The organism is Pseudoalteromonas sp. P1-25, assembly GCF_001401805.1.
Classification (GTDB): Bacteria; Pseudomonadota; Gammaproteobacteria; order Enterobacterales; family Alteromonadaceae; genus Pseudoalteromonas.
On the sequence record NZ_LKDW01000009.1, the window covers coordinates 96,498 to 121,835 of the forward strand.

Consider the following 25,338-nt stretch of genomic DNA (forward strand, 5'->3'; position numbering starts at 1 on the left):
GCTAATTAATATGTTCTACAGGTTATGTAAAAGTACATATTAATTACCAATTGTAAAAAATGGGTTAGCCGACACTCGGTTAGCAAAGAATACATTGTAACGGTTTTATCATGATATCTAATTTATTTACCAAGATTTTTGGTAGTCGCAATGACCGCACTATTAAAAACCTAAGAAAGACGGTCGCGCTAATTAACGCGCTAGAAACGCAATTAGAAGCGCTTTCTGATGAAGATTTAAGAGCTAAGACAGCTGAGTTTAGAGAACGTTACGATAACGGGCAAAGCCTTGACGACATTCTACCAGAAGCATTTGCTGTGGTACGTGAAGCGTCAAAGCGTGTAAATGGCATGCGTCACTTTGACGTACAGCTATTAGGCGGCATGGTTTTACATCAAGGCCGTATAGCAGAAATGCGTACCGGTGAAGGTAAAACACTCACAGCCACACTTCCAGCCTACTTAAATGGCTTAACAGGCAAAGGCGTGCACGTAATTACCGTGAACGACTACCTTGCAAAACGTGATGCTGAAACAAACCGCGAGTTATTTGAGTTCTTAGGCTTAACTGTAGGCTGTAACGTACCAGGCATGATGCCACAACAGAAAAAACAAGCTTACAGTGCCGATATTACTTACGGTACTAATAACGAGTTTGGTTTTGACTACCTACGTGACAACATGGCATTTAGCATTGATGAGCGTGTACAACGCCCACTGTTTTATGCGGTAGTGGATGAGGTGGATTCAATCTTAATCGATGAAGCACGTACGCCACTTATAATTTCAGGCCCAGCTGAAGATAGCTCTGAGCTATACATCGAAATCAATAAAATTGTGCCGCTTTTAGAGCTTCAAGAAAAAGAAGACGAAGAAGGCATTGAAGGCGATGGCGATTACACTATAGACGAAAAGTCTAAACAAGTTCATTTAACAGAGCGCGGTCAAATTAAAGTAGAAGACCTACTTACTGAACGTGGATTAATTGAAGAAGGCGATTCGCTTTACTCAGCCAGTAGTATTACTCTACTAAGCCACGTGTATGCTGCGCTTCGTGCTCACAAGCTTTATCAAAAAGATGTGGATTACGTTGTTAAAGAAAACGAAGTCATCATTATCGATGAGCACACAGGGCGCTCAATGGAAGGTCGTCGTTGGTCTGAAGGTTTACACCAAGCTGTAGAAGCGAAAGAAGGTGTAAAAATTCAAAACGAAAACCAAACACTGGCTTCTATTACTTTCCAAAACTACTTCCGTTTATACGAAACCTTAGCTGGTATGACAGGTACAGCCGATACAGAGGCATTTGAGTTTCAATCTATTTACGGTCTAGACACGGTTGTTATGCCAACTAATAAGCCGATGATCCGTGATGATCGCGCTGATTTAGTTTACCTAACACAAGAAGAAAAATACGAAGCTATTTTAGCTGATATTAAAGATTGCCAAGAGCGCGGGCAACCTGTGCTAGTAGGTACTATTTCAATTGAAAGCTCTGAGTATTTATCGCAGTTTTTACGCAAAGAAAAAATTAAGCACAACGTACTTAATGCTAAGTTCCATGCGCAAGAAGCTGACATTGTATCGGATGCAGGCTTACCTGGTACTGTAACAATTGCTACCAACATGGCCGGCCGTGGTACCGATATTGTGCTTGGTGGTAACTGGAACAGTGAAGTTGAAAAACTAGAAAACCCAACAGATGAACAAATTGCTGAAATTAAAGCAGCGTGGAAAATTCGTCACGATGCAGTAATTGATGCTGGCGGTTTACATATTATTGGTACTGAACGTCATGAATCGCGCCGTATAGATAACCAATTACGTGGCCGTGCTGGTCGTCAGGGTGATGCCGGCTCTAGCCGTTTTTACTTATCGATGGATGATGCGCTAATGCGTATATTTGCTGGTGAGCGCATGACTAACATGATGCGTAAACTAGGCATGCAACGCGGCGAAGCCATTGAGCATCCATGGGTTAACCGTGCAATTGAAAACGCTCAGCGTAAAGTAGAAGCACGTAACTTTGATGTTCGTAAGCAATTACTTGAGTACGATGATGTAGCAAACGATCAACGTCGTGTTGTTTACGCCCAGCGTAACGAGTTGCTTGAAGAAGGCGATATTTCAGAAACAATCACTGCAATTCGCGCAGATGTACTCAATGGGGTGATCGATCAATACATCGCACCACAAAGCCTTGCTGAAATGTGGGATATCCCTGGGCTTGAAGAACGCTTAAAACAAGACTTTCTTATTGAGTTGCCTATCGCGCAATGGCTAGCTGATGACAATAAATTATACGAAGAGAAACTTCGTGAGCGTATTGAGCAAGCGGTTGAACAAGCTTACAAGCAAAAAGAAGAACAAGTTGGCGACTCTGTACTACGTCAGTTTGAAAAAGCGATTATGCTACAAAGCCTCGATCAGCACTGGAAAGATCATCTTGCTGCAATGGATCATTTACGCCAAGGTATTCACTTACGTGGCTATGCACAAAAGAATCCTAAGCAAGAATACAAGCGCGAGTCGTTTGAGCTATTCACCGAAATGCTTGAAAACTTAAAAGTTGATGTAGTGGGCATTTTAAGTAAAGTACAAGTTCGTGCCGAAGAAGATGTTGAAAAAGTAGAAGAGCAACACCGTAAAAGTGAAAATGCCCCTCGCGAGTACCAACACGAAGAAGCTGAACACGTAGGCGGTGAAGCCCCTCAAAGCGCAACTGTAATGGCAAGAACAGCGCCTAAAGTTGGCCGCAACGATCCGTGCCCATGTGGCTCAGGACAAAAGTTTAAGCAATGTTGTGGTAAATTAAAGTAACGACGCATTGTATGTAATTAAAAAGCGACGCTAGCGTCGCTTTTTTTATGGAGAAAAAATATGACAACAAAAATAGTTAACGTAGCGGTAGGCGTAATAAAAAAAAATAATGCTATATTCATTTGTAAGCGCGCTAATGAGCAACATCAAGGTGGCTTATGGGAATTTCCAGGCGGGAAAGTAGAAGCTGGTGAGAGCGTATTTGCCGCCCTTAAGCGTGAGCTCAGTGAAGAAGTTGGCATTACCATTCACAGCTCTAGCCAACTGATGGTGATTGAACATGACTATGGCGATAAATGTGTAAAACTTGATATTCACGTTGTAAGTAACTTTAGCGGTGAAGCACATGGCGCCGAAGGGCAACCTAGTGAATGGGTCGCTATTAATGAGCTTAGTAACTATGAGTTTCCTGCTGCTAACGCCGAGATTATTGAAAAAATACACGCGCGATACGCGTAAAGCACATGAATACAGCAATACAAAATAAATTAAGTGAGCTATTAGCGCTAAACCCTGAGCTTACTCAGGTGAGCTCTTTAGGCAGCGGACATATAAACACCACCTGGCTGCTCACCAATGCTGGTCAGCAATTTGTTGTTCAAAAGCTCAACACTCATGTATTTGAAAATCCAGCACAACTGGTCAATAACGCCCAGTTAATTGAGCAGCATTTAAGCGCTAAACAACAAGCAAATACTTACCCGCTCGATATTGTTAAGCATATAAGTACCCACCAAGGTGAACACCTTATAATAATTAATAACGCGTACTACCGCGTGCTTAATTTTATTAGCCAAAGCGCAAGTGAAGATATCGTCAAAGAGCCTAAACACGCAGAGCAAGCGGCATTTGCATTTGGCACATTTACACGTGCCTTGCTCGATTTTGACGCATCAAGCCTCTACCCTGTTATTGCAGACTTTCATAACTTAGCCATGCGTTTTGAGCAGCTTAATACAGCCATTGCCACAGCCACTAATGAGCGGCTGCAACAGTGTAAAACCGTTATTGACTACTGCATTGCACAACAGCATTTGGTAAAAGAACTGGCTGAGGTAACAGCTGATTTGCCTACCCGGGTGTGCCACAACGACACTAAAATAAATAACATGCTGTATTGCAGCAATACATATAAAGCAAAAGCAGTTATCGATTTAGATACCTGCATGGCCGGCTTTTTACTTTATGACTTTGGAGACATGGTGCGCACATTTTGCTGCGCTGAGGCAGAAGATTCAACTAACCTTGGTAAAGTGGTTATTCGCAAAGAGGTATTTACAGCGCTTGTTAAAGGCTACCTTGCCCCCCTTAAATCGGCAATTAGCAACAAAGAGCAAGCAAGTTTACTGCTTGGCGCTAAAGTTATGCCGCTAATGCTTAGTGTGCGGTTTTTAACCGATTACTTAAATAACGACGTGTACTTTAAAACCACCCATGCAGAACATAATTTAGAACGTGCGCAAAACCAACTCGCTTTGTATAAAAATATTTTAAGCAATCAAAGCTGGATGCATAAAGCCCTCATGCAATAACTGCAGTGTTATTAGTATAAAAAAACCAGCAAGCTAAACACTTGCTGGTTTTTACTAAGTTAACCAAAAAGCATAACAATTACCAAATTTTTACGCGGTCTTCTGGTTTGATATACATCTTGTCGCCTTCTTTTACGTCAAACGCGTCGTAAAACTCAGGCATGTTCGACAAGATACCAATAACACGGTAGTGACTTGGTGAATGCGGATCTGTCATTAAGCGGTTACGTAATTCTTCATCACGGTACTTACGACGCCAAATTTGTGACCACCCCATAAAGAAACGCTGATCGCCAGTGTAACCGTCAATTACAGGCGCTTTGTTATCGCCTAGCGATAATTGATACGCTTTGTAAGCCACCGTTAAACCACCTAGGTCGCCAATGTTTTCGCCAAGCGTAAGCTCGCCGTTCACACCTGCATCTTCAAACGGTTTATATTCATTGTATTGCGCCACTAACGCGCCGGTACGCTCTTCAAACTGTTTAAGGTCAGACTCACTCCACCAGTTACGTAAGTTACCGTCACCGTCGTATTTAGCGCCTTGGTCGTCAAAACCGTGGCCTAGCTCATGGCCAATTACTGCGCCAATTGCACCGTAGTTTACAGCGTCATCGGCGTCTAAATTAAAAAACGGTGGCTGTAAAATAGCAGCTGGGAATACAATTTCGTTATTTACTGGGTTGTAGTAGGCATTAACGGTTTGTGGGGTCATGTGCCACTCAGAGCGGTCAACTGGTTTGCCTAATTTAGCAATCATATCGCTGTAAGCCCACTGGCTATAACGTATGTAGTTACCCACTAAATCATCAGGATTAATTGTAAGCTCAGAGTAGTCTTTCCATTTATCTGGGTAGCCAATTTTTGGGGTAAATTTGTTTAGCTTTTCTTGGGCTGCAAGCTTGGTTTCTGGGCTCATCCACTCAAGGTTTTCAATAGCAACGCCGTAACCTTTAATAACGTTATCTACCAGCTCTTCCATGCGCGCTTTTGCCTCAGGTGGGAAGTTATCTTTTACGTATACTTTACCTAAAATTTCGCCAAGTACGCTGTTAGATGCATCCACCGCTTTTTTCCAAAGAGGCGCCTGCTCTTTTACGCCGCGTAATGTGGTGCTATAAAAATCAAATTTAAGATCAACCAAGTCAGTGCTTAGTAACTGTGCGTAACCACTTACAAAATGAAACTTTAAGTAGTTTTTCCACGTGGCTAAATCTGTTTCTTTGTACACTTCAGCAAACCCTTCTAAATAGCTTGGCTGACGTACAATAATGTCTGAGGTATCTACCCCAGCGCTTTTGAAAAACGCAGCTAAATCAAAGTCGCCTGTTAGCTTACTTGCCTCAGCTACAGTCATTTTATTGTATGACTTAGTGGCATCACGGCTTTGTACACGGCTCCACTGTGCCTGTGCTAAAGCGCTTTCAAATGCGATAACGCTTTTAGCGGCATCAGCGGCATTTTCAACGCCCGATTTAGCTAAAATATCTGTGATGTATTGCTCGTAAGATGCACGAATTTTAGTAAATTTTTCATCATCTTTTAAGTAATAGTCACGATCTGGTAAGCCAAGCCCAGATTGCGATAAGTACAGCGCGTATTCACTTGAATTTTTAGCATCGTTATTTACAAACCAGCCAAATGGTAAGCTGGCACCTTGCTGCTGAATTTTAGCCATTAAAGGCGCAAGATCAGCTTTTGAATCTAGGCTATCAATGGTATTAAGTGAAGGTTGTAAAGGTGTAATACCTAACTCATCACGTGTGTCTTTATCCATGTAGCTTTTATAAAAAGCACCAATTTTGTACTCGTCGCTGCCTTTTTTAGCATTACTATTTTTAGCGGCACTTTCAAGTGCTGCTTTCATCGCTTTTTGCGACTCTTCATACAACTGTGTAAACGAGCCATAGTTAGACTTGTCGCCAGGGATCTCTGTTTTAGCAAGCCACTGCCCGTTTACATGGTAATAAAAATCATCTTGCGCACGAACTGACTCATCCATATTGGCAAGGTCTACACCTAGCTCAAGGGTTTTTTCTGCAGGTGCTGCAACAGTAGCTGTATCGGCTACTTGTGTTTCTTGTTGTTTTTCACCGCAACCTACTAGGCCCAGCGCAAGTGCAATACTTGCGGCGGTAATAGTTACTTTTTTCATAATTATTCCGTTTGTTAGTAAAGAATAAAATATCTATTTCATTAAGCTATGGCGCCACAGAGAAAGATAAAAAGCGCCCTGCGATGCTTTCACTTAATGAAATTAATATTTAGGCGGTTAAAACAACACGCCGAATTTGTATGATAAACCCCATTAAAGAAACAATAAAATAGAATATGTAACAAAGTATTTGCCGTGAGACGAGATAACAAAATAGCCCTACCAACAACCATATTCGCGCTTTAGCGAGTTATTTTTTACCATGGCGAGCAAGGCGCTCTAGCTTTTCTTTCAGCGAAGGGGGCGCTGATGCGGCAATGGCATTAAGGTAATCTGAGGTTTGCTGGCTCATTTTTCTTGAATTGCCAGGTGCTTTGCCTACGGGGCCTCGTTTATCTGTTGTTGGGCTTAAGCGCGCTGTTGCTTGAGGGTTTGCGACAATTTTAATTTGGCCGAGCTCTGCCATGCCCGCCGCTCTAAAATGCGACTGCATATCCATTTTTAAATAATTAAGTTTAAGGGCAATTGCTGCCGATACAGCTTCAATCATCAGCGTGCCATCGCGGTAATTACTTACACGGCATTTTTCAGCAAGCTTTGGGCCTAAAAACTCTTTAAGCAATACTTGCTGTTTATCTAGCGCTTGGCTTTTACCTGCATAAGCAGATAAGCGATTATTAAGGCCTGCCATAATGTCAGTTAGGGGTTTTGGTGCGTACCTATCTTTAGCCATTCAACACCTCATCAATTTAAATAAAACACGCTTAAGCCAAGCGTTTAAATGCTCGGCTTTAATATATGCTTTTATATTATACCAATTCGCTTAATTACGTATTATTGCAAATTGCTATTATGCGCCTGCTACTTGCATTTGCTCTATAAGTACTGAACCCGTTTGAATACCGCCTCTGCGCTCAATATCGCCCCCTATGGCCGAAATACCTTTAAACATGTCTTTTAAATTTCCGGCAATGGTAATTTCACTAACAGGGTACTGAATTTCACCGTTTTCTACCCAAAAACCAGCTGCTCCACGCGAGTAGTCACCGGTAACGGTGTTTACGCCTTGCCCCATCAGCTCGGTAACTAATAAGCCTGTTCCCATGGTTTTTAATAGTGCGGTTAAATCGTTATGCGTTTGCTCTACTAACCAGTTATGAATACCGCCTGCATGGCCTGTTGGAGCCATATTTAATTTACGTGCTGCATAACTTGCCAATAAATACGTTTGCAGTTCACCGCCTTGAATAATTTCACGGTCAATCGTTTTAACCCCTTCACTATCAAAAGGTGATGATGCTAACCCTTTTAATATATGTGGACGCTCAGCAATATTAACGCTCTTACTAAATACTTGGGTGCCTAGGCTGTCGAGTAAAAAGCTCGATTTACGATAAAGCGCCCCACCGCCTATAGCCGATACCAAATGTCCAAACAATGAGTTAGCTATATCGGCTCTAAAAATAACAGGTACTTTCATAGTCCCTAGTTTTTGGCTGTTTAACTTAGCAAGTGTTTCGGTTGCAGCTTCAAGGCCCACTGCTGCAGCATCGTTTAAACCAGCTTGATCGCGCGCAACAGTGTACGCCGAATCGCGCTGCATGTGCTCGCCTTCTTTGCCTATTACCATAGTACTAATACTATGGCGCGTACGTGGAAAACCAGCAATTAAACCATGGCTATTACCGTATACACGTAAACCTTGGTGCGATGAAAAACTTGCACCATCTGAATTTACAATGCGCTCATCAGCATTTAAGGCGGCTTGCTCGGCGGCATGGCAAAGTTCAATACCTTGCTCTGGGCTTACATCCCACGGATGATATAAATCGAGATCTTTAGGGGCAAACTCAAGTAGCTCTTTATCCGCAATGCCATTAAATGGATCATCGGAGGTAAACTTGGCAATATCAATGGCTTTTTCGACTACAGTGCGTAGTGTTTTTGGGTTGAGATCTGCAGTAGATGCCGACCCTTTATTATTCCCTACATAAACACTGATACCTAAACCGCCATCTTGGTTAAATTCTATGGTTTCTACTTCACCCATGCGTGTACTTACCGATAAACCCGATGTACTCGACATAGCAGCTTCTGCGGCAGTAGCACCCAATTTTTTTGCATGCTCGAGCACTTCAGCTACGGCATCTTTTACTTGAGAGATTTGAGAATAAATTGGATCGTGTTGTTGGCTTTTCATAAATTAAGTCCTGAGCCTTAAGGCAATATTGCACGCATTTCTTATCTTTAAATGCTAACACACTCACTGCACCACATCAGCTAATATTAATCACTAAAAGAATCGCGTATAATGGCAAAAGTTATTTTTACTTAAGAGCACCCCATGGCGAAGAAAAAAGGCAAGCCTGCTGAAATTGAAGAAGAAATTATTTACGTATCAAAAAGTGAGCTAAAGCGAGACGCGCAAGAGTTTCACCAGTTAGGTTCTGAAATTGCTAAAATGGGGAAAAAACAACGCGAACGCTTACCACTCAATGACGATTTAAAAGAAGCCATGGTGGTTGCTGATAAAATTAGCAATAAAAGCGATGCGTACCGTCGTCATTTAAATTACATTGCTAAAACGCTGCGCACAGTAGAAAACGTTGAAGAAATTAAAGCAATTATTGATGTAATGCTTAATAAAAATAACCAAGCTGAGGTTTTAATTAAAAAAATTGAGCAATTACGTAGTGACTTAATTGAACAAGGCGACGATTTAATCAACGAAACCATTGAGCAATACCCGACCCTTGAGCGCCAAAAAATGCGCCAATTGGTTCGCAATGCCGCCAAAGAGGTTAAAGCCGAGAAGCCAGGCAAGGGCTATAAAGAATTGTTTCAATACCTAAAAGATGCCCACAACATAACGTATTAACAAAAAATACTCTTTTAAAAGGTGCTTAGGCACCTTTTTTGTTGTAGATCAAAACCCCTTCCTTAAAAGCTTTTTATACTCACCACCTCATTAATATATAAGGTGCGCGTGATGATAAAGCTTCCAAAATGGGATCAAACTCTTATAAATAAGTATAACGTGTCAGGGCCGCGTTATACCTCCTATCCTACCGCGTTATCTTTAAGCGAGGGGTATCAGCAGCAAGACCTAGTTAGCGCTATAAAATCATCATCGAGTCGCTCACTCTCTTTGTATATTCATATCCCATTTTGCAGTGAGCTTTGCTATTACTGCGGTTGTAACAAGGTGATTACGCGCCATCAGTCTAAAGCCGATGTGTACTTAGATTATTTAGCAAAAGAAATAGCAGCGCATGCCCCATTATTCAAACACTACACGGTAGAGCAATTGCATTTAGGCGGTGGTACACCAACTTTTTTAACTGTAAAGCAAATGACGCGCCTAATTAATTTGCTAGAGCAGCACTTTCATTTTACCCGCAACACTGAGCGTGGCATTGAAATAGACCCACGCTCCCTTGCTAAAGATATGCTTATACACTTACGGGTTTTAGGTTTTAACCGCGTATCCTTTGGTATTCAAGATTTTAACGATGAGGTACAGCAAGCAGTTAACCGCACACAGCAAGTTGAGACCGTTAAAGCACTGATAACCCAAGCCCGCGAGCTGGGCTTTAAGTCAATAAATGCAGATATGATTTATGGCCTACCTAAACAAACACCCCAAAGCTTTGAGAAAACAATAGCGCAATTAATTGCCTTAAGCCCAGACAGAGTCTCTGTATTTAATTACGCGCATTTACCGGAGCGCTTTGCTGCGCAACGTAAAATAAAAGAAGCTGATTTACCCAAAGCCCACGACAAGCTAACAATGTTTAAAAACACCTTGTCGCAAATGACATCAGCAGGTTATCAGTTTATTGGTATGGATCATTTTGCAAAAGCCGACAACGAACTGGCAGTTGCGCAAAACAAAGGGCAGCTACATCGCAATTTTCAGGGCTATACCACCCACGGTAATTGCGACTTGTTAGGCTTAGGGGTCTCGTCCATCTCACAAATTGGCACAGCCATTTTACAAAATCAAAAAGTGCTTAAGCATTATTATCACGCCATTGAAACGCAAGCTGGGAGCGCTATACATAAAGGAATGCATTTAACGCATGATGATGTAATACGTGCAGAGGCTATTAAATCCCTTATCTGCCAGTTTGAATTAGACACACAGGCTTTTACGAAAAAACATACTATTCAATTTAATGAGTATTTTGCAGATGCCCTGTTGGCACTACAGCCTTTAATAGACGATGAGATGGTACATATAAATGATAACGTAATACGCGTCACGCCTCGGGGGAACTTGTTTATTCGTATTATATGTATGTGCTTTGATGCTCACTTACAAAAGCAAATAAGTAAAACCCGTTTCTCACGGGTGATTTAAAGCAGGCATAAAAAAAGCAGACCTAAATCTGCTTTTTTTATTTTTGAGCTTAATTAAACACTATGTTTTCGCTGCCCGGCGCAGCTTTAAACTCGACAATGATTTTGTCGCAATCGGCTTTAATCTCATCGCTAAAGTTTTCTTCTGCTCGCCAACGAGCTGTATCTTGTTTAAAAATCTCTTTTTTAGAGTATTTTTTGCGTGCATCGTGAGTCGGCATTTCTTTAACGACATTATACATTTTATAAATGCCTGGGTACGCCTCGGTTAAATCTCGCTCATCTTCAAAAGCGTACTGAGACATTAACACCCAAATCCGTAAACAGCCTTCAGAATACTCACATTGCTTTTCAGCCATTGCACGAGCAATTAAATGAATGCTATCGGCAAGTTTAGCGTTTCGCTTTAAGCGCGACTGCTTAAGCTTTTGCTGTTGCTCTGCTTGCTTTTGCGCAATTAACTTTTTTTGCGCGTTAAGCTTATAGAGTAACTGACCTGCATAAAATGCTAAGCCAGCAATAATAACAGCACCTACAAACAAGGCTACAATCACTGCGGTACTCATTAAGCGCCCTTACTATTTATCGTCATCATCTAGCCACTCATTGGCTAAATCATCTGAAAGGTATTTATCAAAGTCTGAGTTACCGTTGCTTTGGACATTGTCTTCAAAATCATCTTCAAACTCGTCCTCATCCTCATCTTCTATACCCAGTAACTTACAAAGCACTTGGTGGCGTGCAATACGGCTATTAAAGTACTTTGCATCTTTACCTGTCAGCATTTCACCTTGTTCATGACGCTCAACGAGCTTAAGTAAACGCTCATCGTTTTCAAGCGCTTCTAGCTCTTGCTCTGGTGTCAGCTCTGGCTCTGTCGCCTTTTTAAGCTCGGCCATTGGCTTTAAGTTACGCTTCATTTCTACTTGTGGCTGTGGTGCGGCAGCCACTAAAGGTACCGCTTTTTTACTGCCTACACGTTTATCTTTCGGTGCTGAACTTACTTTTTTAGTGTCGCTATCTAATAGCTCTGGTGCATTTCGAGAGCCAGGTTTAGCGCCCTTTGGCTTTTTAACACGTTGCTCCTTTAACGCACGCATTTCTCTAAGCTTATCTTGGCTTAAACGAACAGGGCCGTTTGAAGGAATTTTACGTGACTTTTTCTTTCTACTCATATCTTGATCATCTCACTTAAGAGGTTTTGAGCGAGGCACATAACATGAGCATCGCAGTGCTGGCCTAGCCAGAAGAATTCGATTTGCGCATTAAAGCTTGGGTTGCTTGTTGAATTAGCGCATTAGCTTATTGCTAAACGGTGGGTATTGTAACAGGACAAATAAAAAGGCGGTAGAGAAAACATCTCTACCGCCTACTAATCTGAGCGCCATTATCTGGACACTTCTCCCTTCGACTTTTTTAGTCTTTATTATTTTTATTATTATCAGTCCGTATTGTTATTATTTTAACCTTCCTTGTTACATTCCATTTTGTTTTTATTTTTAACTTCCTTGAGATTTTATTATTTACGGTCATCCTGACGCTTTCTTGTTATTTCCTTTTGTAGCACCTTCAGTGTGCTATTCAGTCGTGCCGCGCTATTTTCCTTTAGCATAATCCATGTTGTTATTGTTGTTTTGCGACAGTGGTTAATTTACCCATTAATAATTTTGTTACAACTGGTTTATATAATTTTTCTGACATGTCACACATATAAATTCATTAAAAACAATATAAATTAATAAGTTACACACTTAAAAAGTTTAAAAATAAGTTATTTCTCACAATTCGGTATGGCAAATATCTCACAAGCTAAAGGGTGATATCGTTAAATTACGGACACAAAAAAAGCAGCGTAAGCTGCTTTTTAATCATATTTCATAGTATTACATTAGCAAATACTAAATAAATACGACTTTAGTGTAAACCACCCAAGTATTGAGAAAGTACTTCAATATCTTTGTCTGTTAGCTTTTTCGCTATATCCTGCATCATACCGTTATGGTCGTTTTTACGGGTACCATCACGGAATTTCTCTAGCTGAGCTTTGATGTACTCTGGGTGCTGGAAAGAAATTTTAGGAAACTTAGCAAGTGACGAACCATTGCCGCGCGGACCATGACACGCCGCACAAGCTGGAATACCACGCTCAGCATCGCCTGCTTTGTAAAGCTTTTGACCAACTTCAACCACGTCTTTAGGGGTGGCGCCTTCAGTCATGTTCAATGAAGAAAAATAAGCAGATAGGTCTTTCATGTCTTGTTCGCTAAGTGGCATAGCCATCGCGCTCATTACAGGATCCATACGACCTTCTTTACCGCCTGAAGTCATACCTAGTTTTAAATCCTTAAGTTGTTTAAGGATGTAATCTGGATGCTGGCCTGCAAGTTTAGGGTAAATATTAACCGGTGCATTACCGTCTGGGCCGTGACAAGCCGCACACGTTGCTGATTTTTCTTTACCTGCGTTTACATCGCCATCAAATGCTGTTGCGTTGCTTGCTGACAACGCACCAAGCAATATTGTTAAAGATAGTGCTATTTTTTTCATGGTGAATTCTCTGTTTCCGACCCTGTATCATCTACAATATGGATGTTGTAATTCATGTATTCTACACGATAAAAAATTCTCTGGCACGTTTTCTACTCATATTAAGCTTATAATTTATAGGGTTTTGACCTAGATTAACCTTTAAGCAGCTTTAATAGTGCCATTTATAGCATTTTTAGGTGTTTAAATACGCTTTTTAATACATCCTTTATAGTATAAAATACGCGCCCTGAGTCAATTTAGCTCAATAAGATTAACTTTTACGTTTTAGGAGAGCCTGTGCTCAAATCTCGTATCAAATATAATACTGCGTCTTTTGTTACAAGCGCGCCAGACATCACTAAATTACCTGCTGATACGGGAATTGAAGTCGCGTTTGCAGGTCGCTCTAATGCCGGTAAGTCGAGTGCTCTTAATGCACTTACAGATCAAAAACTTGCTCGTACCAGTAAAACACCGGGCCGTACGCAATTGATCAACACGTTTGAATTAGGTGAAGTGGATGATATGCGCTTAATTGACTTACCTGGTTATGGCTTTGCTAAAGTGCCCATTGAAATGAAAAAGAAATGGCAAAAATCACTAGGTGAATACCTACAAAAACGTCAAAGTTTAAAAGGCATTGTGGTATTGATGGATATTCGCCACCCATTAAAAGATTTAGATAAAGATTTAATTAATTGGGCTATTGGCAGTGAAATCCCTGTATTGGCGCTTTTAACTAAAGCGGATAAGCTTAAGCAAGGGGCGCGCAAAGCACAAGTATTACAAGTACGCCGCGAATTAAGTGAACTAGACGGTGATATTACTGTTCATGCTTTTTCATCACTTAAGGGGACGGGTTTACCGGAAGTCGCCAAGAAATTAGATGAGTGGTACTTAGGGCCAATCGTGGCTGTTGCACCACAGCCAAGTGATGAAGATAACTCAGACGCTTAAAAAATAAGCACCTATGAGAGATAAAACCTTTCACCTGCAGATTTTATAAAATAGCCGCGCTCATCTGCGTCGGCTATTTCAGCCCACTGATAAAACACATTTCGTGATACCCGCGCATTACATCCATAAGGCAATTGCAAATAAGGCACCGCTGCATTTTTATAGTTTTTTATATAAAGAGGCTGCTCAGCACTAACTAACCATTGTCGTGCTAAATTATCTACACAACACATAACGTGCCCCTGCGCTGTGCTCTCTATATGCCAGCTTACGATAACGAATGGCGCATCTTGTACTTCTATCGCTATTTTTTCGATGGGTGTTTTTAAGTAAAACTGCTCGCCTTCTTTGCATAAAACACTGGCAAACAGTTTTACCATAGCGGAGCGAGTAATTTCGCTGCCATCGTAAAACCACAGCCCTTGTTCGTTAATAATAATTGGCAGTTCACCACACTGGGTTGGCTGCCAACTATCAAACGGTTTACTAGGCTCGCTTAATTGCTTACTAAGCGCCGCTAAGGAGATCACTGTTTTTTTAGTGTCAGTGCAAAAGTAACCGGGACGGCTGTAGCAACGGCCGGTAAGCCAGCTAATTGCTGTAACTTTTTAACGCCTTCGGTCACCCCAAAGTCTTGGCTATTTATAATTACTGGCGTAAACGACGATACGCTTAAATCGCCATTTTTTGAACTGCTAACAAGTACATTTATTTTTAATGGTTTTTTATTACCATGAAAATCAAGCTGCGCATCAACCGCTTTTAATACATGTTGGCCTGGTTTTTTAATATTACTTAATTGCTTTTTTAAATCTGCGGTTAAAATTGCGTTAGGGAATTTTGCCGCTTCAAATACAAATTGAGTTAAACGTTCATTGCGAATGGGGATTAGTGTTTCTGCAGAGGTTAAGTCAATATTTACACTAAAAGCACCGCTGTCTAAAAGTGTCCCTTCTAGATTAGTAAAATGATGCGCCTCAGCAATCGTGTCTTTCTTTATAGAAACAAAACTTAATTGGCTTTTATCATTAACGAGCTGCCAATCTGCATGAGCGGCATTAGACAAAACAAGGCTAGTTAACGATAAACCTACAGCGGCTAACGTTTTAAACATAACGCACTCCTTAAATTTAAATGAGAATAATAGCGCTTTCGATACTACCACTTGCGGTATACGCATACCAACTCAAAATAAATAATAAAGGGGATTGAAAAGAAAAAACGGCCTGCTTAAAACAAGCAGGCCGGTATAGCAAACTGGGGAGAAGCTATCAATTTGTTGCACCTTTTCAGATGCATCATCAACAGGATGTCCTACAGGATGAGGACGCGCGCACTTTAACAAAAGCGCGCATAAAAATACAATCATATTCCGCCAAAATAGTTCGAATTGACGAACATATAACTATTTAATACAAATAGTTGCTTAAATTAACCTACTTTTAACTAAACTTTGTTTACACACAGAAATACGTATATCGATTCGCCTAATTGGGTGAGTTATTTAGAGGCAATAAAAAAGCGCCTTGCGGCGCTTTTAAACTATAAGCATGTTTTGAGGTTAATGGGCTTGTTCCCAGTTTTCACCTTCGTCGGCTTCAACAATTAAAGGCACATCTAAACTCGCAGCTTGCGACATTAGTTCACAAATTTGCTTGGTGTAAGCTTGTGCGCAGTCGGTTTTAATTTCAAATACCAACTCATCGTGTACCTGCATGAGTAATTTAATCGTGTTAGGGGCTTGCTCACTAACCCATTGATGTACACTCAACATTGCTTTTTTAATAATGTCGGCGGCTGTGCCTTGCATTGGTGCATTGATTGCTGCACGTTCGGCGCCTTTACGACGAGCTCCATTACGTGCATTAATTTCTGGTAAGTGTAAACGACGACCAAAAATAGTTTCTACATACCCGTTCTCAGCCGCTTTCTCACGCGTTGTTTCCATGTAATCAAGTACCCCAGGAAAACGCTCAAAGTATTTATCTATGTAGTGCTGTGCTTCGTGACGTGGCACATCAAGCTGACGCGCTAAACCAAAGGCTGACATGCCGTAAATTATACCAAAGTTTACTGCTTTCGCTTTACGACGCATATCGGTGGTTACCTTACCAAGCTCAACACCAAATACCTCAGCAGCGGTTGCACTGTGTACATCTAATCCATTAGCAAAGGCATTTAGTAGCCCTTTGTCTTGCGATAAATGCGCCATAATACGCAGCTCAATTTGGCTGTAATCGGCAGCCACAATTTTATAACCTGGTGCCGCTACAAACGCCTCACGTATTCGGCGCCCTTCTTCAGAGCGAATAGGAATATTTTGTAAGTTAGGATCGGTAGAACTCAAACGCCCTGTGGCCGTAACAGCTTGATGATAAGAAGTATGCACGCGTTGTGTTTTCTCATTTACCATCAATGGTAATTTATCGGTATACGTTGATTTAAGCTTAGATAAACCACGATGCTCAATAATCACTTTAGGTAATGGGTAATCATGGGCAAGTTCTTGTAGCACTTCTTCAGCCGTTGAAGGTGCACCTTTAGGTGTTTTTTTAATGACTGGCAGCTCAAGTTTTTCAAATAAAAGTACTTGCAGCTGCTTTGGCGAGCTTAGGTTGAATGGTTCGCCAGCTATTTCAAACGCTTCTTTTTCAAGCTCAAGTAAACGCTCGCCTAAACGCTGACTGTGTGCGGCAAGCATATTGCTATCTATAGCTACACCAGTGCGTTCAATATCAGAAATAACATCAACTAGGGGCATTTCTATGGTTTCAAACACTGACTTTAACTTCTCATCAGCTTCTAATTTTGGCCACAGTACTTGGTGTAAGCGCAGTGTAATATCGGCATCTTCTGCTGCGTAAGGCGCAGCTTTTTCAAGCTCAATTTGATTAAAGGTAAGCTGCTTTTTCCCTTTGCCGGCAATATCTTCAAAGCTAATGTTTTTATGGCCTAAGTATTTAAGCGCTAATGAATCCATGTCATGGCGAGTGCCCACACTATTAAATACGTACGACTCAAGCATAGTATCAAACTTAATGCCATTGAGTTCATAGCCGGCATTAGCTAGTACACTCTTGTCGTATTTTAGGTTTTGCCCTACTTTAGCTTTGTTAGCATCGGCCAGAATTGGCCCAAGCTTTTGCATTACATATTCAAAGCTTAATTGCTCTGGTGCACCCGGGTAGTCATGTGCAATGGGTAAGTAAGCGGCTTCGCCAGCTTTTACAGCAAAGCTCATACCTACTAACTGCGCTTGCATATAATCAAGGCTAGTTGTTTCGGTATCAAAGGCAAATAACTCAGCGCTATTTAGCTGCTCTATAAGCGCATCAAACTGTGACTCGCTTAAAATAGTTTCATAATGAGCGTCTTCTACTTTTGGTAGTTCATTTTCCTCAGTAGGGAGCGCTTTTTCTGCATCTTTTGGATTATCAAGTAGCTCAGCTAACCAGCGGCGGAACTCACACTCACCATACAGTGCAATAAGCTCATCTTTATTTGGCTCTTGTACTTTAAAGGTATCTAGGTCTGACTCTACCTCAACATCACATTTAATGGTGGCAAGCTCATAACTTAGTGGTAAATGATCTAGGGCGTTTGCAAGTTTTTCACCAATCTTGCCTTTAATGTCGCCGGCATTATCAATAACACCTTGAAGTGACCCATATTTTTGTAGCCATTTAACAGCTGTTTTAGGCCCACAACCTTCAACACCTGGGATGTTATCAACTTTATCACCCATTAATGCTAAATAATCGATGATTAGCTCAGGTCCTACACCAAATTTTTCAACAACGGTTTGAGGATCTGAAATGCTATCGGTCATGGTGTTTATTAGCGTCACATGCTCGTTAACTAGTTGAGCCATGTCTTTATCGCCGGTAGAAACCAATACATGGCGCTTTTGCTCAGTCGCTATTCGTGAAAACGTACCAATCACATCGTCGGCTTCAACACCTTCTATACTGATCAGTGGAAAGCCCATTGCTTTAATAATACTGTGCAGTGGCGCTATTTGCGTTCGTAAATCGTCAGGCATAGGCGGACGGTTAGCTTTATACTCGCTATACATGTCGTTTCTGAACGTTTTGCCTTTGGCATCAAACACCACCACCATGTGACTCGGATCATATTGTTTGATCAAACTCTTAAGCATGTTAACCACGCCATAAATAGCGCCTGTTGCTTCACCTTTTGAGTTGGTTAAATGCGGTGGAGAGTGATAAGCACGGAATAAATATGAAGAGCCATCAACTAAAATTAGCGGGTTTTCGGGGATCTGAGCCATGGTGAATTTGGATCCTAAATACAAAAGAGTAATATTATTACAAGCATGCCATAAGGTTGTGAATAAAACGACAGTGAATTACGCTTAGTAGCTATAATTATTGCAGAGCAACCTGTGGATAACTTTGTAGATAACAGCCACGAACTATTCCTCCAATACATAATTAAATGCTTAGAAAAATAAATAACTGCTTGTTTTGTTTAAAAAAGATAATACGAGGTTCTTTTTTTATTATTTTAAAACCAATGTGGAAAAAGGTTTTCTAACTGATACATCTGCTGTTAGTCACTTTAGTTATTTGCATCCATTTAAATAACCGGAGGAGTATTCTAGCATAATGGATCAAAGATCATAGCGATCCTTTATAATTTTTTTTATAAGCGCACTGGCAAAAATGGCATAAACCGCAATACAACTTGCACTGCGAATACTTTTTAAGCTAAAAAATTATTTTAGTGAGTGTTTTGCCCCGTGTTAAACTTCACCCAAACGACTTATTTAAAATACTTAAGGAGCACAAAAGCATGAAAAAGATAGCTGTAATATTAGCCGGCTGTGGTGTGTACGATGGCAGTGAAATAAACGAAGCAGTATTAACATTACTACACATAGCTAAAAATGGTGCTGCATATCAATGTTTTGCTCCTGATATAGAACAACTTCACACGATTAATCACCTCACCGGTGAAGAAATGCCAAGCAACCGTAATGTACTCACTGAGGCAGCACGCATTGCCCGTGGTGATATAAAATCTTTAAGCGAATTAAAAGTATCTGAATTTGATGCGTTAATAGTCCCTGGGGGATTTGGCGCCGCTAAAAACTTATGTGACTTTGCCGTTAAAGGCGCTGATGCGCAGATAAACGAAATAGTTTTAGCAGCGTGTAAACAATTTGCCAGTGCACAAAAAGCGGCTGGCTACATGTGTATTGCGCCGGCTTTAATTCCGTTTATATATCCCAAGGCTACTTTAACCATAGGTAATGATGAACAGACCGTAAACGCTTTAACCCAGCTAGGCTCTACTCACGCAGCCTGTGCAGTTGATGATATTGTGATTGATGAAGACAATAAACTCGTTACCACCCCTGCTTATATGCTGGCGCAGTCTATTTTAGATGCCGATGCGGGGATCGAAAAATTGGTTAAAAACGTATTAGCATTAGCTTAAATAGTGATTTACTAAGCCACCGATTATAAAAGTTTATTAACTGAAACATGCAATTTTATTGCGTTAACGCAAAAATTAGACAGTTTTATTGATAAAAACACCAGTGGGCGTTTTATAAATTGTTACACAGAGGTATAATCGGTTTAATTTCCGTCATCTATAATCGTGATTGATCACGTTCAAATCGAAGTGAGCAAGGCAAAATGAAAAAACTATCAGCTGCAGCATTATTAGTGCTAGCAACCACCGCATACGCACAGCCATATGATAACTCTATGACTGAAGATGCGATTAAAAAGCGTTTAGCTCCAGTTGGCGCTGTTTATCTTGAAGGCGAAAAAGCTGCTGCTGCGGCAGCGCCTAGTGGCCCTCGTTCTGGTGAGCAAGTTTACCAAGGCGCCTGTTTTGCCTGTCACGGTACTGGCGCATTAGGTGCACCTAAATCAGCTGATGACTGGGCACCGCGTATCGCTAAAGGTAAAGATGTGTTGCTTGATCATGCTATCAATGGCTTTAATGCGATGCCGCCAAAAGGAACATGTATGGATTGTTCTGATGATGAGATTAGCGCAGCTATTGATTTCATGACATCTAAATAATTTAATTAACCCTCTGATAATTAGGGTGATTATTTAAAAAAGGTCTATTTTTATAATAGGCCTTTTTTTGTTGCTAAAATAATGTTTTAGTGGCAGTTTTAGGGCATTAGTTACTTGACGATCGCAACTAAAAGTGAAATTATACGTTTAATAAACATACAATAATAAAATAATATGATTCATGTCATCGGAAGATAAGGCCGCTAACCTTAGTAAATTAGCGCATCAGAATAAACGTCTCAGAACGCTATTAGAAAAGTATAAGCAATCTCACCACTTACAAAATGCCTTGATTCAATTATCAGAGCAAGCGAGCTCTGTTGCCGAATTAACCTTACTTTACCCCGCAATCCATGACATTTTACAAGCATACCTACCTAGTAAAAGCTTTTATGTGGTACTTGCTAATCAATATACTCATGCTCTTGAGCTTTCTTATTTTTGCGATGAAAAAGATGGTATATCAGTTGCCCTTAATCAGGATAATAGTTTTGAAGAAGGCGCTACAGGCTATGTTTATAGACTTGGCAAAACCACGTGCTTTACCAAGCAAGAAATGCAAAGCGCTGCTCAAAATGGCTTATTTAAAGCGCTTGGCTCACCTGCAGAACATTGGGTAGGCGTGCCTATCTACCAAGAGCAAAATATTATTGGTGTGCTTGCTGCGCAAAGTTACGACAAACAGCAAGACTACAGCAGCCAGCAGGTGCACTTACTCGAAGTAATGTCTTTATATTTAGCGACAGCAATAGAGCGGGTTAAAAAAAGAGAGTTACTCGAATCAGAAGTAAAAATTCGTACCCGCGCACTGACACAAAGTAATGAGGCATTAAACCTAGAAATTGAACAACGAAAACGCGCACTACAACGCCAACAAATTCTGTTTAAAATATCGGAGTTGGCAACGCAAGCGCAAAACTTAGATGATGCCTATGTAAAAATTCATCAAATAATAAAAACCATTACATACGCAGAAAACTTATACATTGCACTTTATAACAAAGAAACAGGCTGGATCAGCTTCCCATATTGTGTAGATGAATTTAAAGACAACACCGAGCCTAGAAAGTTTGCAAAAGGTTATAGTGAGCTAGTTATTAGTAGCGAGCAAACCCAACTTATTCACCCAAGTAGAGCTAAAGAGCTGTTAGAAAGTGGTGACGTACAGCGAAATAACCCAATACCAGAAGAACAAATGGCCACCAGCTGGCTAGGCGCACCACTTAAAACATCGCAAGGTGTTATCGGCCTAATTGCATGTCAAGCGTATAATAATAAACATATTTTTAGTAAAGATGACTGCGAACTTATTACATTTGTTTCGCATCAAATTGCGACAGTTCTGCAAACAAAGTTAGCCACGCAAGCACTTAAATCTAGCCACCAAGAGTTAGAGTATCGCGTTAATGAAAAAACAAAAGCGTTGCAGCAGGCCAACTTACATTTACAAATGCAAATTGATGAGCGTAAAAAAGTAGAACAACAGCTTTATCATGATGCACATCATGACTCATTAACAGGCCTCCCTAATCGCAGCCTGTTTTTAACCCAGCTAGAAAAAACATTGCAGCATTACCACCGCTTTCCTGAGCACCACTTTGCTGTTTTATTTATTGATTTAGATAAATTTAAAGATATAAACGATCAACTAGGGCACCATGCTGGCGATCAATTTTTAATAAGTGTGGCTGATTTATTTTCCCATTGTATTCGTGAGCACGACTTGCTCGCCCGCCTTGGTGGTGATGAATTTGTCATTTTGCTTACCCACTTAACAGAGCTTCAACAAGCAGAAGATGTGGCTGATCGCATTATTAATATAATGAAAAAGCCATTTTGCAGTAAAGGTACCTGCGTTCAAAGTGGTGCAAGTATTGGTATAACGTACTCAAATTCGAGTTATCAGCATACCGATGAAATTATTCGCGATGCCGATGCCGCTATGTATTACGCTAAAAATGCCGGCCGCGACCGCTATGAGTTGTTCCATCCATTATTAACGCAGACACTAACAAGTGCAGAATCTCCAGCACAGCACCATCTTGATTCACTTCCGATGAGCTTTAGAAGTGCTGATATTATAAACCTTGATGAGCAACAGCAATCAGAGTCATTGTTTGAAGCATTTGGTGAGCACCCTGTATTAGGTTATACCAGTTTTGAAGTGCTGAAAAAGTTTGCAACCGATAAAGAGCAACACCTACAGGTTGAATTAGAGCTATTGCAACACGCTTACGCCCATGCCCTAGCGGCCAATGTGGCCATGGTATTGATGCCGTGCTCAGGGTTGCTTTTAGAAGCGCTTGAATTTAATTTATTTACCGAGGTATTAAGTAAGCTGCAAGGACAGAGTCAACTGTGTTTACTCTTTGACGACCAAGAAATACGTTATGCCTGTGCAACTCAGCTAGAAAACCTTAAAAAGCTCTCGCAGCTTGGTTACAGTATTGGCTTAAATAACTTTGCAAAAGACCGTTGTGAGTTAAATGCGCTGACCGACATTAACTTCGATTACATACTCCTTAGCTCCACCTTTAGTAAACGCGTATTACAACAAGAAAGCTTTAACTTGCAATTACAAGGCGTACTGGCAATTACTCAGCTTAAAGGCATAAAAGTCATTGCCAAAGGCCCTTCTATACTCAACTTTAGGGCCTTGCTTGATAAGTACGGGCTGAGTTTATTTGTCGCAAAGCAGCAAGGCTTATCGCAGTCAATAGAGGCTACTGAGAACACCGCACAATCTATTAACTAGGTTTTTTAAGCATCGCCCTTAAGTTAGCGACCCGTGCTTGGCCTTTTTCCATGCGCTCAGCTTGCGAACTAGGGGCTTTTTTGTTTTCAAACGCTAAGTCATCTTGTGGTAACTCTTGCACAAAGCGACTTAGCTCTGTTTGCGAGGTTTCACCAAACTGGCGTCGTATTTTTGCATACGTTAAGGTCAGCTCTTGCTGGGCCCGTGTGATCCCTACGTACGCTAAACGGCGCTCTTCATCTACGTTTTCTTCGTCAATACTTACTTGGTGCGGCAGTAACCCCTCTTCCATACCAACCATAAATACGTACGGATACTCTAAGCCTTTGGATGCATGCAGAGTAAGTAACTGTACCGCATCGGATTCATCTTCTTCCTCATTACGCTCTAACATATCGCGAAGTGTTAGTTTGCTGACCACTTCTGGTAAGGTCATTGGTTCGTTATCGGCATCGCCGGTGAGCATATCGGTGATCCAACGATACAACTCAGAGACGTTTTTCATACGCATTTCAGCTGCTTTAGCACTTGGCGATGACTCATATAAATACGCTTCGTAATTAATATTACGCACTAAGTCTTTTACCGCTTCGAGTGTATCGCTACGCACTGCATTATCTGAAAGCTCAACAACCCATCGTGCAAACCCCGAAAGCGCATTTAAACCACGGCCTTTAAGTCGGTAGCCTAAGTCGTTATCAAAACAAGTGGCAAATAAGCTTTGGTGTTTTTCGTTTGCAAGCGTGCCTAGCTTTTCAAGTGTAACGGTGCCTATTTCACGGCGCGGTGTATTAACTATGCGTAAAAATGCGTTATCGTCGTCTTGGTTAACCAATAAGCGTAAATAAGCCATAATATCTTTGATTTCTGAGCGCGAAAAAAACGACATACCACCGCTGATTTTATAAGGGATGCGGTTGCTCATTAATGACTTTTCAAAGCCACGAGCTTGGTGATTACCGCGATACAAAATAGCGTAATCTTTATAGCTGGTACGTTTCATAAATTTATGGGAAATTATTTCAGCTACAACACGCTCGCACTCGTGCTCTTCATCCCGGCAGCCAATCACTTTAATTGGCTCACCGTAACCAAGCTCACTAAATAGCTTCTTTTCGATATCGTGCGGGTTATTGGCAATTAAAATATTTGCAGCTTTTAAAATACGCTGCGCACTGCGGTAATTTTGCTCAAGCTTTATAAGCCTAAGTCCGGGGTAATCTTTACCTAGCAGCACTAAGTTTTGGGGACGGGCTCCGCGCCATGAGTAAATAGATTGGTCGTCATCCCCTACCACTGTAAAACGCGCTCGCTCGCCTACTAATAACTTAACAAGCTGGTACTGGCTGGTATTGGTATCTTGGTATTCGTCCACCAGCAAATACCTAAATCGTTGCTGCCAACGCTCTCGTGAGGTGGCATTATTACTAAGTAACAAAGTGGGGATCATGATTAAATCGTCAAAATCCAGTGCGTTATATGCTCGCAGCTGATTTTGATAACGGGCGTAAAGCTGCGCAAATAACGCTTTTTGCGCATCACGTGCTTCGCGTATGGCTTGCTCAGGCAAAATTAATTCATTTTTCCAGCTGCCTATTTGCATCTTAAGTAGGTTTAGTAGGTCTTTATCTTTTTTAAGCTCATCTTCGGTTAGCTCACCTAACAGCTGGTTAGTATCTTGGTCATCAAACAGTGAAAAACCTTCTTTAAAGCCTAGTGTTTTGAGCTCTTTTTTAATTATTTCAAGCCCTAGGGTATGAAAAGTTGATACCCACAACCCTTTCGCCTCTTGCTTATTAAGCGTTTGTAATACACGCTCGCGCATCTCTTTGGCCGCTTTATTCGTAAACGTTACCGCAGCAATATTACGTGCTTTGTACTCGCACTTTTGCACCAAATAAGCAATTTTGTTAGTGATTACGCGCGTTTTACCTGAGCCTGCACCCGCGAGTACTAAACACGGACCACTAATATATTTTACTGCTTCATCTTGTTTTGGATTGAGTTTCATAACGACCATGGAGTTTTAAAAGGCAGCTAATTTTACCGTAACCACAGATACAGGCATAGCCATTAGATTAATTAATTCCATTATGGTGATCATGTATTAAATGCCTTAGGTATAAGGTAATATTAGTCATTATCATTTTAGGGCAAAAGCAAGGGA

19 protein-coding genes are annotated in these 25,338 nt (G+C 40.9%); 9 read left to right on the plus strand and 10 right to left on the minus strand.

Features of this window, described 5'->3' with window-relative positions; all coding sequences use genetic code 11:
* The first annotated feature begins 110 nt into the window (after positions 1–110).
* The 3 genes from secA to AN393_RS08060 are packed head-to-tail and all read left to right on the plus strand — an operon-like array spanning position 111 to position 4,351.
* Positions 111–2,819: a preprotein translocase subunit SecA gene (secA, locus tag AN393_RS08050; RefSeq protein ID WP_055014574.1), complete on the plus strand. Its 2,709-nt coding sequence runs from the start codon at positions 111–113 to the stop codon at positions 2,817–2,819.
* 60 nt (positions 2,820–2,879) lie between these two features.
* Complete coding sequence (gene mutT, locus AN393_RS08055) at positions 2,880–3,278, plus strand: 8-oxo-dGTP diphosphatase MutT (RefSeq protein WP_055014573.1); 399 nt, start codon at positions 2,880–2,882, stop codon at positions 3,276–3,278.
* Positions 3,279–3,283: 5 nt separating this feature from the next.
* Positions 3,284–4,351 carry a phosphotransferase enzyme family protein gene (locus tag AN393_RS08060; RefSeq protein ID WP_055014572.1) on the plus strand — a complete coding sequence of 356 codons (1,068 nt, stop codon included), beginning with the start codon at positions 3,284–3,286 and terminating at the stop codon, positions 4,349–4,351.
* 79 nt (positions 4,352–4,430) lie between these two features.
* Here the strand turns inward: AN393_RS08060 and AN393_RS08065 are convergent, their stop codons facing one another.
* The 3 genes from AN393_RS08065 to pmbA all read right to left on the minus strand — a co-directional run bounded on the left by AN393_RS08065 (position 4,431) and on the right by pmbA (position 8,706).
* Complete coding sequence (locus AN393_RS08065; RefSeq protein ID WP_055014571.1) at positions 4,431–6,506, minus strand: M13 family metallopeptidase; 2,076 nt, start codon at positions 6,504–6,506, stop codon at positions 4,431–4,433.
* A gap of 250 nt (positions 6,507–6,756) precedes the next feature.
* Positions 6,757–7,239, minus strand: a complete 483-nt coding sequence (locus AN393_RS08070; RefSeq protein WP_055014570.1) for a DUF721 domain-containing protein — start codon at positions 7,237–7,239, stop codon at positions 6,757–6,759.
* A gap of 117 nt (positions 7,240–7,356) precedes the next feature.
* Entirely contained in the window at positions 7,357–8,706 is a 1,350-nt protein-coding gene (gene pmbA, locus AN393_RS08075) for a metalloprotease PmbA (RefSeq protein WP_055017786.1), read from the minus strand.
* Between the two features lie 144 nt (positions 8,707–8,850).
* Here pmbA and yjgA point away from each other — a divergent pair, with 144 nt between their 5' ends.
* Both yjgA and hemN read left to right on the plus strand, forming a co-directional pair.
* Complete coding sequence (gene yjgA / locus AN393_RS08080; protein WP_055014568.1) at positions 8,851–9,384, plus strand: ribosome biogenesis factor YjgA; 534 nt, start codon at positions 8,851–8,853, stop codon at positions 9,382–9,384.
* A 111-nt stretch (positions 9,385–9,495) separates the two neighbouring features.
* Positions 9,496–10,869, plus strand: a complete 1,374-nt coding sequence (gene hemN, locus AN393_RS08085; RefSeq protein ID WP_055017787.1) for an oxygen-independent coproporphyrinogen III oxidase — start codon at positions 9,496–9,498, stop codon at positions 10,867–10,869.
* 49 nt (positions 10,870–10,918) lie between these two features.
* Here the strand turns inward: hemN and AN393_RS08090 are convergent, their stop codons facing one another.
* From AN393_RS08090 to AN393_RS08100, 3 genes are all read right to left on the minus strand, one after another.
* Entirely contained in the window at positions 10,919–11,434 is a 516-nt protein-coding gene (locus AN393_RS08090; RefSeq protein WP_055014566.1) for a DUF2489 domain-containing protein, read from the minus strand.
* A 12-nt stretch (positions 11,435–11,446) separates the two neighbouring features.
* Positions 11,447–12,043, minus strand: a complete 597-nt coding sequence (gene yihI / locus AN393_RS08095; RefSeq protein WP_055017788.1) for a Der GTPase-activating protein YihI — start codon at positions 12,041–12,043, stop codon at positions 11,447–11,449.
* A gap of 739 nt (positions 12,044–12,782) precedes the next feature.
* Positions 12,783–13,415, minus strand: a complete 633-nt coding sequence (locus tag AN393_RS08100) for a cytochrome c (RefSeq protein WP_055014564.1) — start codon at positions 13,413–13,415, stop codon at positions 12,783–12,785.
* A gap of 279 nt (positions 13,416–13,694) precedes the next feature.
* Between AN393_RS08100 and yihA the strand changes: the two genes are divergently transcribed.
* Positions 13,695–14,354: a ribosome biogenesis GTP-binding protein YihA/YsxC gene (gene yihA / locus AN393_RS08105; RefSeq protein WP_055017789.1), complete on the plus strand. Its 660-nt coding sequence runs from the start codon at positions 13,695–13,697 to the stop codon at positions 14,352–14,354.
* An 11-nt stretch (positions 14,355–14,365) separates the two neighbouring features.
* Here the strand turns inward: yihA and AN393_RS08110 are convergent, their stop codons facing one another.
* The 3 genes from AN393_RS08110 to polA form a co-directional block, all read right to left on the minus strand.
* Complete coding sequence (locus AN393_RS08110) at positions 14,366–14,884, minus strand: DUF1285 domain-containing protein (RefSeq protein ID WP_055014562.1); 519 nt, start codon at positions 14,882–14,884, stop codon at positions 14,366–14,368.
* Positions 14,881–15,468: a YceI family protein gene (locus AN393_RS08115; protein ID WP_055014561.1), complete on the minus strand. Its 588-nt coding sequence runs from the start codon at positions 15,466–15,468 to the stop codon at positions 14,881–14,883. The genes AN393_RS08110 and AN393_RS08115 overlap by 4 nt, the downstream gene beginning before the upstream one ends.
* Before the next feature lie 447 nt (positions 15,469–15,915).
* A complete protein-coding gene (gene polA, locus AN393_RS08120; RefSeq protein ID WP_055017790.1) occupies positions 15,916–18,645 on the minus strand; it encodes a DNA polymerase I in 2,730 nt (909 codons plus the stop codon).
* Positions 18,646–19,169: 524 nt separating this feature from the next.
* On the opposite strand from polA, the gene elbB reads away from it, so the two are divergent.
* The 3 genes from elbB to AN393_RS08135 all read left to right on the plus strand — a co-directional run bounded on the left by elbB (position 19,170) and on the right by AN393_RS08135 (position 23,171).
* Positions 19,170–19,817, plus strand: coding sequence for an isoprenoid biosynthesis glyoxalase ElbB (gene elbB / locus AN393_RS08125; protein WP_055017791.1), 648 nt, complete (start codon positions 19,170–19,172; stop codon positions 19,815–19,817).
* 203 nt (positions 19,818–20,020) lie between these two features.
* Complete coding sequence (locus AN393_RS08130; protein WP_055017792.1) at positions 20,021–20,416, plus strand: cytochrome c5 family protein; 396 nt, start codon at positions 20,021–20,023, stop codon at positions 20,414–20,416.
* 181 nt (positions 20,417–20,597) lie between these two features.
* A complete protein-coding gene (locus tag AN393_RS08135; protein WP_055014557.1) occupies positions 20,598–23,171 on the plus strand; it encodes a diguanylate cyclase domain-containing protein in 2,574 nt (857 codons plus the stop codon).
* Here the strand turns inward: AN393_RS08135 and rep are convergent.
* The gene (gene rep, locus AN393_RS08140; protein ID WP_055014556.1) at positions 23,164–25,182 is read right to left on the minus strand and encodes a DNA helicase Rep; all 2,019 of its coding nucleotides are present in this window, start codon (positions 25,180–25,182) and stop codon (positions 23,164–23,166) included. The genes AN393_RS08135 and rep overlap by 8 nt on opposite strands.
* Between the last annotated feature and the right edge of the window lie 156 nt (positions 25,183–25,338).